The following is a 16,540-nucleotide window of genomic DNA, read 5'->3' on the forward strand; positions in this document are numbered from 1 at the left end:
GCGATTCAATACCGTTTTGCTCCCTGGGATGCATGCCAACTGGTAATGTCCCTGTGCCGATAATTTTTATCTCAGGGTGAATGCTTTACTGACATTGTGCATGCTCGGCTTGTACCGAGAAGCCTTAGGAGGTAATCATTTACCCGCCTTGAACCTACGGTTCAAGGGCTACACCGGTAGCGGCATTCTGGGGAGCATCTTAATTCTATGTCTACATCTTCCAAACTTTCTCATTTGAATCCCCAAAGCGACACGGCGCAACTTGCCGTAGAAGTCGCTGATGCCGTAGATGTCACAAACTATGCGGCAAATATCGCACTCCATACAAAAGAAAGCCGCAATCAGTTACGCAAAAGCATTCGTACCGCCCGCAAATCCCTTTCAGAAACCGAGCAAACCCAAGCAAGCTTAAGCGCCAGCCAACGAATGCTCGATGCATTGCAGACCAACAAAGCGCAACATGTGGCATTATATCTCACCCACGATGGCGAACTCGCCACGCCGCCGCTGATCGCTGCGCTGTGGCAATTGGGTATTCACACCTATCTGCCAAGGTTGCATCCCTTCAATGCTGGGCAACTGTTATTCCTGCATTACAGTGCTGATACCCCGATGCAGGCGAATCAATTCGGCATCTTAGAACCTAAGTTAGATGTGCGCGCCATTATCCCAGTAACAGAGCTAGATGTGGTTATCACGCCCTTGGTGGCGTTTGATTTAATGGGGAATCGCATGGGCATGGGCGGCGGTTATTACGATAGGACGCTGGCAAACTGGCAGCTTAAAGGTAAACCTTTGCCTATGGGTTACGCCCACGACTGCCAGCAAGTGGTGAGTTTACCCTGCGAGCATTGGGATGTGCCTTTGCCGTTTATTATCACCCCAAGTCGCTTACTGACGTTTTAAGCCATTAGCTGTTGCTCGAAAAATCAAATGACTATTTTAACTGGCGGCCGCCGTCGACATTATGGCAACGACCGGTGACGTAACGGCTATTAAGCAGGTAGTCCACGAGTTCGATTATCTCCTCATTCCCCGCCTCTTTAGGTAATAACGCTTTGGCTAAGGTTTTTTGCTGATAGGCGGCGTCATCACCGGTATTAAAGAGGATCATCGCCGGCGCAATCGAATTCACTTTCACCTCGGGCGCAAATTTGGCGGCAAAGGATAGCGTCATATTGTGCAGCGCGGCTTTACTGGCGGCATAGGCTATGTGCTTCTGACTGCCCTTCTCTGCCACGTAATCGGTAATATGAATCACATCACTGCCGCCGATTTCATCGCCAGCAGCGGCACGTAGCTGCGCCTCTAAGGCCAAGTTCAACTGATAGGGCACGCTCACATGCACTTGCATCATCTGCTGCAGCACTTGGCTCGACGTAAAAGTGGTACTCTTTAAAGGCTCATTCTTTGTAAGAACAGGATCAGGCAGCCAGTCCGAAGCATTGTGAATAATGGCACGAATTTGAGGCAGTTGAGTTAACTCATCAATTAAGGCTTGCACTTGGGCATCGTCATAAAAATCGCAGGGATACAGAGTCGCACCTAAAGCGTTCAGCTCATCAATGCTATCGTAGTGGCTACGATAAGTACCAATCACCTGCTGACCTTGGGCAAGAAAATGCTTGGCTAAGGCGTAACCGATGCGTTTACCCACGCCTGTGATTATGATGGGAGATGTCATACCTATCCTTTTGAGTCGTTATTTGTCAGGCTTTACCTTGTTCACTTAAAGGTAAGCAATCAAGTTAACCTGATGAATAACCAAGATGTTACTGTACTCGTTTGAATTTAACCTAACAAAAAGCCAAATGAGGCGCGGATTCAATTTAAAATCAGCGTCGATTAAAAATCAGCTGCGATCTAAAACCCTTTATTCTGCGTATAGGCTAGAAGAAACCAAGCTTAAGTGCACAAGCCAAGAGCTTAGACCAAGTATTGTGATCAAGTCATCAGAGGTGGACCCGATGGAACTGCGGATTTTTTATGATGGTAACTGCCCATTATGTAGCGCCGAAATGCGTCAACTGAAAGCACGCGATCCTAAGAACTTGATTGCGCTAGAGGATTTAAATGCGCCCGACTTTAGCGAGCGTTTCAGCCATATAGATAGAGACTACGCCAATACTATTCTTCACGGTGAAACCGCAACGGGCGAAGTGTTACTCGGGTTAGATGTCACCTGTAAAGCGTGGGCACTGACAGGGACGCGCGCTTGGATCCAACTATTACGCCTGCCCGTGATTAAAACTGTCGCCGATTGGTGCTATCTCAGATTCGCAAAACACAGATACCGCATCTCCTATTTACTGACGGGCAAAGCCCGCTGCGACGATAACTGCCAAATTCCCACTAAGCGCCGCTGAATGAGCTTTAGAAAGAGTAAAACGCAGGCATAAAAAAACGGAGCTCAATGGCTCCGTTTTTAATTCGTCATAATCTAAAAAGATTATCCGAAAGATTATTTAACGAAATCAACGCCTAGTTTGATATCGCCTTTCAGCGTATCTAACATAGAATCACGAGCGTTAGCTTCGAATGCACTCACTTCACCGTAAGGCAGTACTTTTTCAATACCGTTTTTGCCTAACAGCACAGGTTGTGCGAAGAATTCAGCATGCTCGCTGCCGCCGTCAACATAGGCGCATTCAACGATGTTAGCTTCGCCTTGCAGACCACGAACCAGAGACAGACCGAAACGGCAAGCCGCTTGACCCATAGACAGAGTCGCGCTTCCGCCACCGGCTTTAGCTTCAACCACTTCTGTACCCGCGTTTTGGATGCGAGTCGTCAGACTTGCCACTTCTTCGTCAGTGAAAGTCGCGCCTTCAACTTGAGACAGTAATGGCAGAATGGTCACGCCGCTGTGGCCGCCGATCACATTGACTTTAACGTCAGCAACGTTCAGGCCTTTTAATTCGGCGATGAAAGTTTCAGAACGGATCACGTCTAGAGTCGTGATACCGAACAAACGGTTTTTATCGTAAACACCCGCTTTTTTCATCACTTCTGCAGCGATAGCCACAGTCGTGTTGACTGGGTTAGTGATAATGCCAACCAAAGCCGTAGGGCAAGTTGCCGCTACTTTTTCGATCAGGTTGCGAACGATACCCGCATTGATATTGAACAGATCAGAACGATCCATACCAGGCTTACGCGCAACACCAGCAGAAATTAGAACAACGTCAGCACCCACTAGGGCAGGCGTTGGATCTTCACCAGCAAAACCTTTGATTTCAACAGCAGTTGGAATGTGGCTCAAGTCAACCGCAACACCCGGAGTTACCGGTGCGATATCATATAGAGACAATTGTGAACCCGCAGGCAATTGAGTTTTTAACAGTAGGGCAAGAGCCTGGCCGATACCACCAGCAGCACCAAGTACAGCAACTTTCATAGTTATCTCCGTTATTTCTCGGATATGTGTGACATGGATCTAATTTGCGTTGGCGTCACATTACTGGAATGTCACAACAATTTCAATTATCCCTTAGTCGTGGGACAAAAGAATTCCTGGATAACGTAGAAGCAATGTAGAACAATTACTCAAATTGGGATTTTTACGCCCCCTACAAACGCTTAACCACTGGGGCTTAGTGAATTTTTATTCAACCAATCTGGTTATTTGTTGACAATTTTTCTAAAAATATTCAAAATGGGCCTGTTTTTTTGAATAACGAATAATAATATTATGCAAACGACCAAGAATCAGGATGACCTTGTTAGAATTTTTAAGTCGATTTTAAAAGAAGAGCGCTTTGGCTCTCAGAGTGAAATCGTCACCGCCTTGCAAGCTGAAGGCTTTGGTAATATTAACCAATCGAAAGTGTCACGCATGCTCAGCAAGTTCGGCGCAGTGCGGACTCGCAACGCTAAGCAAGAGATGGTGTATTGCTTACCAGCCGAATTAGGCGTACCCACCGCGGGTAGCCCACTGAAGAATTTGGTACTCGACGTCGATCACAACCAAGCTATGATCGTCGTGCGAACTAGCCCAGGTGCCGCGCAGCTGATTGCCCGCTTGTTGGATTCTATCGGTAAACCAGAAGGCATTTTGGGTACGATTGCCGGTGATGACACTATCTTTATTTGCCCATCGAGCATCCAAGATATCGCCGATACCTTAGAAACCATCAAATCTTTATTCAATTATGCAGAATAAAAAAACAGGTCAGTGAGCTGACCTGTTCTATTTTACCTGTACATTTTGAAGTGCAATACCGCGCTGGTTATTTGGCCATTGTCCCGATTACGTTACACATTCCAGCACAATATCTAACTCATAATATCTAACTCAACTATAACGATATCAGTAAGCCACACTGATGCGCTGGTTTGGGTGAGCGCCCTTTTCGGCTTCATCTACCATGGCTTTTGCGTAATCGGTTACAGAGATACGGCTTTGACCATTAGCATCGGTAAAGAAACTGTCGCCACCAAGACGGTACGGGCTTTCACTCTCACCGGGATAAATCTCAGCGGCTGGGCTCACAAAGGTCCAATTGATTGCCGTTTGCGCCGCACGGAATACCTTCAAGGCTTCACCCTGAGCTAACGCCTCATCTTTATATGCTGCGGGGAAATCTGGGCTAGAGACCAGCGTCACACCCGGCGCCACTTCTAAACTCCCAGCACCACCGACCCACAATAAACGTGGCACGTTAGCGTTAGGCAGCACATCCAGTAAATGCTGAACCGTACTCGCCACTAGACCATGATTTTGTTGGGCGCGGCCACCAACGGCGGCAATCACGACATCTACGTCAGCAAAGGTATCGGCGACCAATGGCTGCTCTAAATCCACGGCACGTATTGCCACGTCAGCCACGGATAACTTGCTTGGGTCACGCACTAACGCTATCACTTGATGCCCGCGACTCTGTGCTTCTTTTAAAATTGCACCACCGATCCAACCCGTTGCACCTAAAATTGCGATTTTCATTTCATTGTCTCACTCAGATGATTTACATTGGATCCAGTTTACTTGCAGTTTTTCACCTAATAAACATCAATAATTGAGCATGATTGTTTCAATATAGGATACTAATGTGGATAAAATTGCCGCAATACGCAGTTTCGTCGAAGTCGCAAACTGTGGCAGCTTTACCAAAGCTGCCGAACATTTAGACCTCAGCCGCCTGCAGGTTTCCCGTCATATTCAAGAAGTGGAGCAGTGGTTGAGTTTACGCTTATTACACCGCACCACGCGCAGCGCCAGCTTGACTTTGCAGGGTGAGGAAGCGCTACAATTTTGCCAGCGGATCTTAAGTGAAGTTGCGGCCATGGAGAGCCGTGCCCACAGCCATAACAGTGAACTGGTAGGCAGTATTCGTATCGCTACGCCTATTGGCCTTGGGCAGCACAGTCTGTTTGATGTCGTCGATCGCTTTATTAAAATTCATCCTAAGGTCAACATTCAACTGGTGATGTCGGACAGTTTTGCGCAATTGGTAGATGAAAGAGTCGACGTGGCGCTACGTTATACCGAGCAGCCCGATGAGAATCTCATAGCTCGGCGTTTGATGACCATAGATGCGGTACTTTGCGCGGCGCCGAGCTATCTTGATAGCGCAACGCCACTCCTCGAACCCATTGATCTGCTGGCCCACAACTGCCTTATACACTCAGCGCAACAAAACTGGCCTTTTCTAAAAGAACTGCAAGCCGAGCATGTCAAAGTTATAGGGAATCTTAGGGCTAACGATATGGGAGTGTTGGTCAGTGCGGCGCTACGTGGACATGGCATAGTGCGTTTACCCTGTGACTTGGCTAACCAATACCTTGCCAGTGGTCAGCTCAAAGAAGTCTTACCCGAATTTACGACACCAGGCCAAACCCTGTGGGCGGTATATTTGTCCCGCAGTTATCAGCAAAATCTAGTGCGCGCCTTTATCGATTTCACCGCCCTGCAATGGCAGCTCGATATCAAAAAATGGGTTCCCGCGCATTAGCATAAAAAAACGCACTTAGGCGTTAGCTTAAGTGCGTCTCGATTGATGCTAATTCGGCTTGATTATAGAAAGCTTATTCGTCGAACTGCAGCATAAAATCCAGTGCGGGGGCAAAGAAAGATGAACCTGTCATCGCCTTAGTAAAATGCATCAAGTGATCATGATTGCCTTCGCCATCACCAAACATCATGCTATGCAGCATCTTTTCAAAATGTTCTGGCGTGCGGCAGTTAGAGATAAACATTAATCCCTGCTCCTTCAGCGAACCATAGGGCATACTCTGACGCAGGATCTCCATTGACTTACCATCGGCATCTTTAAGATTAACGCGCTTGATATGGCTGGTCAGTGGCTTATCTTCAGATTCATACTCGATATTATCTTGCTTAGTACGGCCGATAATATCTTCTTGTTTTTTAACTGGTAACCTATGCCACTTACTTAAGTTATGGGCATATTTTTGCACATGAATATAACTGCCACCCTTAAACTCAGGATCCTCATCACCCACAAGTGCCACTTCCTGGCGGTGGCGCCCCTTAGGGTTTTCGGTGCCATCGACAAAACCAGTCAAATCACGGCTATCCATAAATCTAAAGCCACGCTCTTCTTCAACTAACTCCACTAAATCTTCAAACATTTGGCTGATTTCATTAGCCACTAAATGCAGAATATCGTAACGATCACTGCGAATATGCACGAATAAATCATATTCAATTGCAGGTGCTTCACGACTGCCCACTTGCATCGCAGGGAAAGGTTTAAGCAGTTCTGGGCGAGCAGTAGGATAGAGGCTATCCCAATAATTAGCACCAATACCAACAAAACCATTGAATGCACTGTCGGAATATTGATCTGTCAGCTCATAAATATACTGCGCAACGTTGGCAAGACAGGGACGTAATTGCGACTCGACATTGTCATTGGCATTAAACATCAAATAGACACTGTGTAAGTTCCCCTCAGCACACACACCCAACTGTTCACGCGGCATATTTTGAATATCCATTTGGTTATCACCCTTTTTCTAAATTCATTTTCGGCAATATTATCCGCAACTTTACCTAAAAATGACATTAACTAACGCACAGTTTGCTCTGATCTGTTTATGATAATGCCAATAGCGGAGCATTATCCTACCCCAGACCCTTAAACATAAAAATTGACGAGACCATTAAAGTCTCGCCAATCTGTTAAATCGAATCAATGACGTCAGGTTCACTCAGTGTTGAGCTTAACTTAGCATTTATCTTAGTGTTAATAACCTGCGGCGTGACCATCCTTGCGACTCTCAGAGGCCGCACGATATACGCCGGTTTCGGCATTGAATCCAATGGCTTGATAGCCACCAAACTCCCCAAGTCCATCACGTAGCACATGGCCTTTCTTAATCAACTCACGACGGGTTTCTACCGGAAAACCTGATTCCAGACTGACGTAGCCACCATCCTTCATCACTTCGCCTGTGGGCTCGGTTGAACCCATATGCAAAATTCTGGGGGCATCGCCCGCTTCTTGCAAGTTCATTTTAAAATCAATCAGATTCATTACAATCTGCGCGTGCATTTGTGGCTGAGTCGCGCCGCCCATCACCCCAAAGCTCAGCCAAGGTTTACCGTCTTTGGTCACAAAAGCCGGAATAATGGTATGGAATGGACGCTTGCCCGGTGCGTAGGTATTAAAACGCCCTTCCGTTAAATCAAACATTTGCCCGCGGTCTTGCAGCACAAAGCCGAGATCCGGCGGTGTCATCCCTGACCCCATACCACGGTAATTACTCTGAATGAGTGACACCATGTTGCCATCTTTGTCGGCGGTAGTCAGGTACACAGTATCGCCATGTTGCAACGCTGGATTACCCGCATCGACACTCTTGGCTGCTTTTGTAAGGTCAATCAACTTAGCGCGATCATAGTTATATTTCTGTGAGATAAGCTCGGTAACGGGCACTTTATTAAAGGCCATGTCGGCATAAAACTTAGCTCTGTCGGCAAAGGCGAGTTTCTTTGCTTCGACAAATAAATGAACATATTCAGGACTATTAAAGCCCATGGCAGCCACATTAAAGGGCTCCATAGTTTTTAAGATTTGTAGCGCCGCAATGCCTTGACCATTAGGTGGCAGTTCCCACACATCGTAACCACGGTAGTTCACCGAAACGGGATCTATCCAGTCGCTAGTATGGCTCGCTAAGTCATCATAACTTAAATAACCACCTTGGGATTTCATGTACTTATCGATACTTTTGGCAATATCACCTTTATAGAAAGCATCTCGGCCGCCCTTGGCAATTTTCTCATAGGTGTTAGCAAGCGCGGGATTTTTAAAGATTTCCCCTACGGCAGGCATCTTACCATTAGGCATATAGGTTTCTTTAAAACCGGGGAATTTAGCCAGTTTTTTACCACTACCATCAAGGTAATAGGCAATCAACTCTGACACAGGGAAACCATCACGGGCGTAATGAATGGCAGGCGCGAGGTTATCAGCCATAGCTAATTTACCAAACTTATTATGCAGCTCATACCAACCGTCCACAGTGCCCGGTACAGAAACCGGCAAAGGTCCAAGCGGCGGTAAATAGTCTAATCCGAGGGATTTAAGCTTTTCTAAACTTAAGGATTTGGGACTGCGCCCCGATGCATTTAGACCATAGAGGCGTTTATCTTTTGCGCTCCAAACGATAGCAAATAAGTCCCCGCCGACACCCGAGCCCGTTGGCTCGACTAACCCTAACATGGCGTTAGCGGCAATCGCTGCATCGACCGCACTGCCGCCCTGTTTGAGTATATCAATAGCGACTTGCGTGGCTAAAGGCTGACTGGTCGCCGCCATCCCTTGGGTTGCATACACTTCTGATCGCGTTGCGAAGGCTTTACCTGTGATCCTATCCATGGCCATCACTCCTGAAGACGATATTGCCGTTGCTACAATAACGAGGGTGCAAATTGAATTTATTGTTTTTATCATAATTCCTCCAAAACCGGAGGATAAAAGTAGCAAGGATGGTCGAAAATATCACCAACCAATACCGCATAGACCCAAGTTAAACGTAAGCAAAAATGTCGTACTTTAGTTGGCTATGCTATATCAGCATTGAATAAATACTCATCGCTTAGATTGGGTCCCCACAGTTTGAATATGCTGAAGATTCAAACAGCACAAGCGAATGCGGCTCTGTCGTTACCCCAACCTTTTGACCGATACTTAGCTGCATCATTTGGCTACGCACCTCCACATAATAAGCATGGGAAGCGGCCTCAATTTTGACCCAATAATGACAAAAGGCGCCTAAGAAACGTCGCTCAGTGATAGTACCAACGCCCTGTTCATCTGCGCTGAGCGTCAATTGCTGTGGTCGCAAGAATACTGTTCCGCTGAACTCGCTCGGCAAATTTAATGGCGTGAGGCTCGTTAAATGACCTATGGGAGTGACAACACTGTGCCCATCAAACACTGCTGCAGGTAAGTAATTACCGCTACCTAAAAAGTCCGCCACATAGCGGCTGTTTGGGGCGGCATATAAGGCTTCGGCACTACCATGCTGCACTATGATGCCTTGATTAAAGATGGCTAAAGTATCTGCAAATACAAAGGCTTCATCCTTGCTATGAGTAACAAACACCGCGCTGACATTACGCTGTTTTAAGATGCTGCGAATTTCCGCCATCATCTCGTAGCGCACTTGGGCATCAATATTGGAAAAAGGCTCATCGAGCAGCAATAACTGCGGCTCATAGGCAAGTGCCCGCGCAATCGAAACTCGCTGCTGCTGACCGCCAGATAATTCATGGGGATAACGCTGTGCCAACCCTTCAAGTTTGACCAAGGCTAGCATTTCATCCAAACGTGCCTGACGTTCTGCGCCCGACAATCTAGCCACCCCAAAGAGGATATTTTCCGCCACAGTCAAATGAGGGAAAAGCGCATAGTCTTGAAAAATCATGCCGATGCCGCGCTGCTCGCTAGGTACAAACTGGCTATCGCCACTCACTATGCGGCCATTAATCTGGATTTCACCTTGGCTTATGGCCTGTAATCCAGCAACCGCACGTAATAAGGTCGTCTTGCCACAACCGCTTGGGCCTAACAACGCCAGGATTTCCCCTTGAGCGAGCGTTAAACTCAAACCTTTAAGTACTTGCTGGCCCTGATAATCGCTATGAATTTGCTTAAGCTTGAGCGTACTTGTCATCAGCTGTGATGCTCCAATGAACGGTTTAAATAAATAAGCGGCACTAAACCCACCAGTACAATCACAATAGCAGCTAATGCGCCGTGCTCGAGTTTTTCATCGGACGCAAACTGGAATACATAAGTTGCAAGATTCTCAAAGCCGATAGGCCGCAGCAATAACGCAGCGGGCAGTTCCTTCATGCTTTCGATAAACACCAATAAAGCGCCCGCAAACAATCCCTTGGCAAGTAAAGGCAAATGCACCCGCCGCAAAAGTTGCCTAGGAGTTTGCCCCATGGTCAGGCTCACCATGTCTAGCGATGGCGAGATGCGTTTATAACTGCTTTCAACACTGCCAATCGCTATTGCCACGAAACGCACACAAAAAGCAAAAATCAATGCCATCACACTGCCTGTCAGGATAAGACCAGGGCCTGCTATGCCGACAAGATCCGCCAGATCGTTAATCGCAAAATCTAACATAGTTAAAGGCACTAATACCCCAATAGCCAGCACAGTGCCTGGTAAGGCATAGCCCGTCGAAGCTAACCGTGAGGGCAAAGCATCACTCTGTCTTGGGCTTATCCGGCGAACGAACATAAGCAGTAAGGCGATTAAGCAACAGAGTAAACTGGTGATCAGCGCAAGACTGAGGCTGTTAAGACTCAATTGCCAAAAACTCTTATCCCAGCTTTGTTCAAAGTAACCAATCGCATAGGATAATAAAATCCCGAAAGGTAACAGAAAGGCTAATAGCAATAGCATGCCGCAAAAGCTGAGTGCGACCAAGGTTTGAGTCATCGAGAGTAGATACAAGTCAGTGGCTTGTATACGTGATTGTTTTTGGAATAACTGCTGTTTACGACGGGCAAAACGCTCAAATCCAATCAGACTAAATACCACCAGCAAGATAATCGCCGATAACTTAGCGGCGGCGGTCAAATTGCCATAACCCAACCAAGTGTCATACACGGCTGTCGTTAAGGTGGGCACGGCAAAATAGTTAACCGTTGCAAAATCAGCGGCCGTCTCCATCGCCACTAAAGCCACCCCAACGGCGAGCGCAGGCCTTGCCATAGGCAAAGATAAACGCCAAAAACTTTGCCACGGTGAACAGCCCATAATGCGCGAAGCATGCGCCAAACTTAAGGATTGCTCCATAAAAGCGGTACGCGCCAAGAGATAAATATAGGGAAACAATACCAGCGACAACATACACGCCGCGCCGCCTAAGGTACGAATATCGGGGAAGAAATAATCCTGCGGTGAATCCCAACCAAATATCGAACGAAGACCGCGCTGCACTGGTCCCGCATAATCGAGTAAATCGGTATAGACGTAGGCAACAATATACGCAGGCATAGCGAGGGGCAATAATAGCGCCCATTGCAAATATCGCCTGCCTACAAAGTCACAACGAGCCATCAACCAAGCGCAAGGTAACGCGAGTAATAACGCCCCCAGACTCACCCAGAAAATCAGCAATAAACTATTAATGATATATGTCGGCAGAACCGTTGCCATCAAGTGCCCAAACACGGCTTCGTCAGGCTGAAAAGCTTGAAATATCAACGCAAATAGTGGCAATACCAGCAAGGCGGCCACGGCATAACCAGCAAGCGACCAGCTTCTGGCTAATCCTAAAATCATGTCAATCCTTAAAACGTCACAGCGCCAATCACTGGCGCTGATAACCTAAATCTGCATTTTGTCGCTAGCACTGGAGCTAGAGATCAAACTGCACTTCATCTAATAACTTAACCGCCGCTTGGTGATATTCTGCCAACTTAAAAATGGGCAATTGATCTGACTTAAACTTACCCCATGAAGCCACTAAAGATGAAGGTGCCACATCGGCTTTCACTGGATATTCCATATTCACATCAGCATAGGCCTTCTGAGCCACATCGGCGGATAAGAACTCCATCAATTTGATCGCATTGGCTTTATTAGGCGCATGGCGAGTTAGTACCATACCAGACACATTCACATGGGCACCGCGGTCAGCTTGGTTCGGGAAGTTGAGCGTCACAGCTTCGGCGATCGCCTTTTGCTCAGGATCCTGCAACATATTGCCGTAATAGTAGCTATTACCAATGGCGATCTCACACACACCTTCTTTTACTGCGGCAATTTGCCCCCTGTCGTTCCCCTGAGGTTTGCGGGCTAAATTAGTTTTCACGCCTTGTAACCAAGTTTTTGCCTCAGCTTCACCGTGATGAGCAATCATAGATGCGACTAACGCTATGTTGTATGGATGCTTACCACTGCGAGTACAAATCTTTCCTTTATATTTGGGATCGGCTAATTCTTCATAGGTCAATGGTTGCTGGCCTAAACGATCCTTGGCTGTATAGAGATTTCGCACCCGCATAGTCAGGGCATACCACTGGCCGTCGGGATCGCGATACTGCGCAGGAATATTGCTCTCTAGCAGGGGATTTTTGACTGGAGAGGTTAGATCTTTATCCACTAATTCAACTAAACGTGAAAAATCAGACGTCAGCACAAGATCCGCTGGGGATAAACGGCCTTCACGGACGAGACGCTCGGCAATACCGTCTTTAGCAAATACCAAATTCACACCTATGCCAGTTTCTTCGGTGAAACGCGTCAGGATAGGCTCCACCAAGAAAGCTTGACGATAAGAATAAACGGTTAATTTATCATCTGCATTCGCTGAATGCCCAACCGACATTAACCCAACAACAGCCGCGCAAGTTACCCATTTCATTACCGAATTCTCCCCAAAGTGATGACGTGTTCAGTAAAATTTGAACACTAACGCATTAATGATAATGCTTATCAGTTTCGCAAGAGTAATAGATACAGAACTTGAGAGCAAGCAGCTAATTAACTTTATGTTTTTAATGGTATTAATCTGAAAATTTGAGATTATCTCAAATCAAACTAAACTGAACCTTAATTTGATTAAAATGCTTTCAGGAGGCGTTATGTTAACTGTTTTGCTACTAGGCGTAGCCGCAATTGCGCTATTTGGCTTATTCAAACTCAATACTAGTCCCAAAAGACATAAACACTCTTCTCAAGCTGCAGATCCCAGTATTAATAAGACTCACAGTTTTCACAGTGTGAGCATAGTGAATAACGGCAGTTGCTGTGTGCAGATTGAAGCGCTTTCTGGAAAACGATTTTTATCGAAAGATGCGCCCGAAATTCCGATGGAAGAATGCACTATGGCAAACTGCCAATGCCGCTATCAACACCATGAAGACAGGCGCCAACTAGGCAATGATCGCAGAGTAGAATATGGGGTTACTCGTGAATTATTCGGCGCTTTTGGTGAACAAAATCGCCGTGATAGGCCAAAAGGAAGACGCGCAACCGACGGTTGAGCATCCTCTGCGGATTATTGGGGACGAGTTTGAATAAATGCAGGTAAATCACGCATTTCACTGAACCAAAGTGCTGTCGCAGGTGCAACCTTACGCCAATCTAGCTCTGGATGTCTAAAATCCACATAATCGAGTAAGCAAATCAAGGCTAATTGCGGTGCTTGAATCGTGGTTTGGGTGATCACAGTTTGAAGCTCAATCTGCATAAGGCCGCGCAGCAGTGCTTGTTCAAAACGTGCAGTCCAAAATACTGATCTCACGCCTTCTTCTTCACGCATTTGCTCTTGGCGTAATTTCACCGCGCTATCGATTAAGCCTTTGACTAAAGAATACTGACACTCCAGCACCCAGTTATTATTTGAGATCCCAAACATCTTACGATCGCCAAGCTCTGCATCTAGGTAACGCATGATCACTTCACTATCGAATAGTGCTACACCATCGTTGGTAATAAGACACGGGATCTGTCCTAACGGGTTAGCATCGAGTAATTCTGCGCTGTTTTCAAAGGGATTAACTAACTGCTCTTCAATATTGTTAATCCCTAGATACTGGATTAAGGCTCTTACACAACGGGCATAGGGCGAAGCTTGAGAACTTAACAACTTCATCAAAAATTTCCTTTTGTTTGCATTAAACGCTATGGCTTTTTAGGGGCAAGAACGGCAACAAGTTTACTCTCGCCTTCTATGTAAAATTGAGATTACCAGTATTTTTCAACGGTAATTTGCCCAGGAGCACGGCGTAAATTCTTCACTAACCCTTTATCGAGTAAAGCGGCTTGCGCACCATTAATCATACCCGGATTGCCGCAGATCATAACTTGAGAGTCAGCTGCGTTTAAGGTTAATCCTGCCTTTTTTTCGATTTCACCCGAGACTATTCCCTCGGGAATGCGGCACTGCAAAGCATCGGCAAAGGGTTTACGGGTCACACTCAAGACTAATGTAAATTGTTCAGGGTATTTGCGTTCTAAATTACGCAGCTTATCAAGATATGCCAAATCCTGTGCCTCGCGCACGCCATACACAAGCACGACTTTTTCAAAACGCTCCCAAGGTTCATCGGTGTCGAGCATAGACAAAAATGGCCCTACTGCTGTTCCTGTGGCTAAAAACCACAAATGCTTCCCTTGGAGTTCACCCTTAGGAATTTCAGCTAAGGTCATAAAACCGGTCGCGGTTGAGGTAATTTCAATTTCATCGCCTATTGCAAGGTTGTGTAATTGAGGCGATAACAGGCCATCCTCTACTGCAACGGCGAGCACCTCGGCATAGGGTTTATCGGGAGAATTTACTAAGGAGTAGGCTCTAGCCACACGCTTATCATCTTGCATTTGACTTAACTTGATAAACTGACCAGGAATAAATGGAGCTAACTCGGCAGCAATGCGCAATGAGAATAACTTATCACTCCAATCAATACGTTCTATCACTTGTCCCCTAATCCACATAACTTGCCCTCAAGCGAAACGTTAAATAGGCTTCCAGCATAGACTTTTTTCTGCACAACAAAAACCCCTTATATAAGGGGCTTATGACTATAACGCTGAATATAGAACTGAAAATACTGAGGTATTAACTCGGACTCGATACTGTCTCATCAGTCTTCTTGTTAAAGCTATCTCTAAAGGCTTGCAGCCCCTCTTGCACTAAGCTGTAGGTTTTATCGACACCATCGGCAATATCACCCTGCAATACTTTAAGGCCGGACAGAATATCTTTAGCCTCTTTAAAGCCATTGTCGATAGCACCGCCAATAATCCCCATAAAGCTATCGAGTTGATCACTTAGACTCATTCCCGAATTTTGTTGTTGGTGAATGCTAAAAAACTGCGTCGCAAAACTCACGATACGATCTGCAGTCGCTTCTGGAGAAGTATCTACGCCATTATCGTAAGCCGTCTGAATCGCGTTCTCGCCCATAGTGGGCGCTAATTCTTTATTAATCGACTCTATCGCTGCGCGATAAAGCAAGGCCATAGACTGATCGCCTGACTTGATATTCACATCTTGCTGTGCCGATAAAATCGCTTGATTCATCAGCTGCTTGCTCGTTTGCTGCGCGGTTTGCTTCGAGGTTACTTCTGTGGCTTTCGCGTCCTTCGAATCACTCACTTCGGTGCCCTTAGACGCCGCGTTTTCAGCATATTTTTTCTGTGGCAAAGGGGTACTTTGCACTTGAGGGGGTTTATTGATTTCCATGATGACTATCCATTCAATTCGGGTCGACTTAATTATCGACCAAAATTTAACCAGCTTTAGTAATTTTTAGAATTGAAGTACCATCTGACCACAAGGCCATGATAAGGCCCACATAAATTAAGTGGGTTCATTCTTAAATAAGGTGCATAAAGCGCCAACCCACCGCAATGCAGATCATTACTATCGCTGAGCTTAGACATAAGCCAATAGAAAAGGATGTTACACCATGGCAGCAGGCCGCAGTTTGAGTCATTTCCGCTTTCACGGGTTTACACTAATCCTTAAGCACTATTTTAAGCATAATCTGGGTATCAATATAAAACGCTTTAGCCTGCTAACAAGCCTCGTCATATTCACTTGCCTCGGCTTTACTCCCATTAGCCAAGCTCATGCTGAAAGCAGACTAATTATTTTAGTCAGACATGCGGAAAAAGCCGACACGCCAGCCAATAACCCGCAGTTATCACCCAAGGGAGAAATACGCGCAGCATCACTGATCACTGCCTTGAGCCGCACGCCGCTTTCGCAACTTATTGCGACTCAATACCTAAGAACCCAACAAACACTCGCGCCCATCGCCGAGGATCGCCATTTACCTGTGACGATAGTAGAAGCAGCCAAACCTATCGAAGGACATATCCAACACATTGTTGAACAAGTGCATGCTGTAAAGGGCAATACACTCATCGTTGGGCATTCAAACACTGTCCCACTGATCATTAAAGCCCTTGGCGGACCAGAGATCCAAGCGATCAGTGAAGATGACTATAGCCAGCTGTTTTTACTCTCTCTTAATGATGACCAACCTGCGAGCTTGATCGCCACCCGTTACGGACAAGAATAAGGATAAATA

The 16,540-nt window shown here is 46.3% G+C and carries 17 protein-coding genes and 1 other RNA gene; 7 read left to right on the forward strand and 11 right to left on the reverse strand.

The window, feature by feature from the left end; translation table 11 throughout:
* Positions 1 to 17 precede the first annotated feature (17 nt).
* Together ssrS and L5M49_RS13970 are read left to right on the forward strand one after the other, a co-directional pair.
* A non-coding RNA gene (ssrS, locus tag L5M49_RS13965) (6S RNA) lies at positions 18 to 198 on the forward strand.
* 9 nt (positions 199 to 207) lie between these two features.
* Positions 208 to 906 carry a 5-formyltetrahydrofolate cyclo-ligase gene (locus L5M49_RS13970; protein WP_263266295.1) on the forward strand — a complete coding sequence of 233 codons (699 nt, stop codon included), beginning with the start codon at positions 208 to 210 and terminating at the stop codon, positions 904 to 906.
* A gap of 31 nt (positions 907 to 937) precedes the next feature.
* On the opposite strand, the gene folM is transcribed toward L5M49_RS13970, so the two are convergent.
* Positions 938 to 1,684 carry a dihydromonapterin reductase gene (folM, locus tag L5M49_RS13975; protein ID WP_263266296.1) on the reverse strand — a complete coding sequence of 249 codons (747 nt, stop codon included), beginning with the start codon at positions 1,682 to 1,684 and terminating at the stop codon, positions 938 to 940.
* A 283-nt stretch (positions 1,685 to 1,967) separates the two neighbouring features.
* On the opposite strand from folM, the gene L5M49_RS13980 reads away from it, so the two are divergent.
* Entirely contained in the window at positions 1,968 to 2,366 is a 399-nt protein-coding gene (locus tag L5M49_RS13980) for a thiol-disulfide oxidoreductase DCC family protein (RefSeq protein ID WP_173247430.1), read from the forward strand.
* A 95-nt stretch (positions 2,367 to 2,461) separates the two neighbouring features.
* Here the strand turns inward: L5M49_RS13980 and mdh are convergent, their stop codons facing one another.
* A complete protein-coding gene (gene mdh, locus L5M49_RS13985; protein WP_105250210.1) occupies positions 2,462 to 3,397 on the reverse strand; it encodes a malate dehydrogenase in 936 nt (311 codons plus the stop codon).
* A 294-nt stretch (positions 3,398 to 3,691) separates the two neighbouring features.
* On the opposite strand from mdh, the gene argR reads away from it, so the two are divergent.
* Positions 3,692 to 4,162, forward strand: a complete 471-nt coding sequence (argR, locus tag L5M49_RS13990) for a transcriptional regulator ArgR (RefSeq protein WP_006080175.1) — start codon at positions 3,692 to 3,694, stop codon at positions 4,160 to 4,162.
* 147 nt (positions 4,163 to 4,309) lie between these two features.
* Here argR and L5M49_RS13995 read toward each other — a convergent pair whose 3' ends face one another.
* Positions 4,310 to 4,942, reverse strand: coding sequence for an NAD(P)-dependent oxidoreductase (locus L5M49_RS13995; protein ID WP_263266297.1), 633 nt, complete (start codon positions 4,940 to 4,942; stop codon positions 4,310 to 4,312).
* A gap of 106 nt (positions 4,943 to 5,048) precedes the next feature.
* Here L5M49_RS13995 and L5M49_RS14000 point away from each other — a divergent pair, with 106 nt between their 5' ends.
* Positions 5,049 to 5,951 (forward strand): LysR family transcriptional regulator, encoded by a 903-nt coding sequence (locus tag L5M49_RS14000; protein WP_263266298.1) that lies wholly within the window; start codon positions 5,049 to 5,051, stop codon positions 5,949 to 5,951.
* A gap of 73 nt (positions 5,952 to 6,024) precedes the next feature.
* On the opposite strand, the gene L5M49_RS14005 is transcribed toward L5M49_RS14000, so the two are convergent.
* The 5 genes from L5M49_RS14005 to L5M49_RS14025 form a co-directional block, all read right to left on the reverse strand.
* Positions 6,025 to 6,960 carry a Dyp-type peroxidase gene (locus tag L5M49_RS14005; protein ID WP_113939098.1) on the reverse strand — a complete coding sequence of 312 codons (936 nt, stop codon included), beginning with the start codon at positions 6,958 to 6,960 and terminating at the stop codon, positions 6,025 to 6,027.
* Between the two features lie 248 nt (positions 6,961 to 7,208).
* Entirely contained in the window at positions 7,209 to 8,921 is a 1,713-nt protein-coding gene (gene ggt, locus L5M49_RS14010) for a gamma-glutamyltransferase (RefSeq protein WP_263266299.1), read from the reverse strand.
* 145 nt (positions 8,922 to 9,066) lie between these two features.
* On the reverse strand, positions 9,067 to 10,146 hold the full coding sequence (locus tag L5M49_RS14015) for an ABC transporter ATP-binding protein (protein ID WP_028759403.1): 1,080 nt from the start codon (positions 10,144 to 10,146) through the stop codon (positions 9,067 to 9,069).
* Entirely contained in the window at positions 10,146 to 11,777 is a 1,632-nt protein-coding gene (locus L5M49_RS14020) for an ABC transporter permease (protein ID WP_263266300.1), read from the reverse strand. Before L5M49_RS14020 ends, L5M49_RS14015 begins: the two co-directional genes overlap by 1 nt.
* A gap of 76 nt (positions 11,778 to 11,853) precedes the next feature.
* Complete coding sequence (locus tag L5M49_RS14025; RefSeq protein ID WP_263266301.1) at positions 11,854 to 12,861, reverse strand: Fe(3+) ABC transporter substrate-binding protein; 1,008 nt, start codon at positions 12,859 to 12,861, stop codon at positions 11,854 to 11,856.
* A 220-nt stretch (positions 12,862 to 13,081) separates the two neighbouring features.
* On the opposite strand from L5M49_RS14025, the gene L5M49_RS14030 reads away from it, so the two are divergent.
* A complete protein-coding gene (locus tag L5M49_RS14030; RefSeq protein ID WP_219250431.1) occupies positions 13,082 to 13,483 on the forward strand; it encodes a hypothetical protein in 402 nt (133 codons plus the stop codon).
* A 14-nt stretch (positions 13,484 to 13,497) separates the two neighbouring features.
* Here the strand turns inward: L5M49_RS14030 and L5M49_RS14035 are convergent, their stop codons facing one another.
* The 3 genes from L5M49_RS14035 to L5M49_RS14045 all read right to left on the reverse strand — a co-directional run bounded on the left by L5M49_RS14035 (position 13,498) and on the right by L5M49_RS14045 (position 15,687).
* Positions 13,498 to 14,094, reverse strand: coding sequence for a glutathione S-transferase N-terminal domain-containing protein (locus tag L5M49_RS14035; RefSeq protein ID WP_131525196.1), 597 nt, complete (start codon positions 14,092 to 14,094; stop codon positions 13,498 to 13,500).
* A gap of 92 nt (positions 14,095 to 14,186) precedes the next feature.
* The gene (locus tag L5M49_RS14040) at positions 14,187 to 14,936 is read right to left on the reverse strand and encodes a ferredoxin--NADP reductase (protein WP_105250220.1); all 750 of its coding nucleotides are present in this window, start codon (positions 14,934 to 14,936) and stop codon (positions 14,187 to 14,189) included.
* Between the two features lie 124 nt (positions 14,937 to 15,060).
* Complete coding sequence (locus L5M49_RS14045; protein ID WP_105250221.1) at positions 15,061 to 15,687, reverse strand: DUF5610 domain-containing protein; 627 nt, start codon at positions 15,685 to 15,687, stop codon at positions 15,061 to 15,063.
* Between the two features lie 226 nt (positions 15,688 to 15,913).
* Between L5M49_RS14045 and L5M49_RS14050 the strand changes: the two genes are divergently transcribed.
* Positions 15,914 to 16,531 (forward strand): SixA phosphatase family protein, encoded by a 618-nt coding sequence (locus L5M49_RS14050; protein WP_263266302.1) that lies wholly within the window; start codon positions 15,914 to 15,916, stop codon positions 16,529 to 16,531.
* The last annotated feature ends 9 nt before the right edge of the window (positions 16,532 to 16,540 follow it).

This window comes from Shewanella sp. SM74 (assembly GCF_025653725.1).
In the GTDB taxonomy this organism is placed as follows: domain Bacteria; phylum Pseudomonadota; class Gammaproteobacteria; order Enterobacterales; family Shewanellaceae; genus Shewanella; species Shewanella oncorhynchi.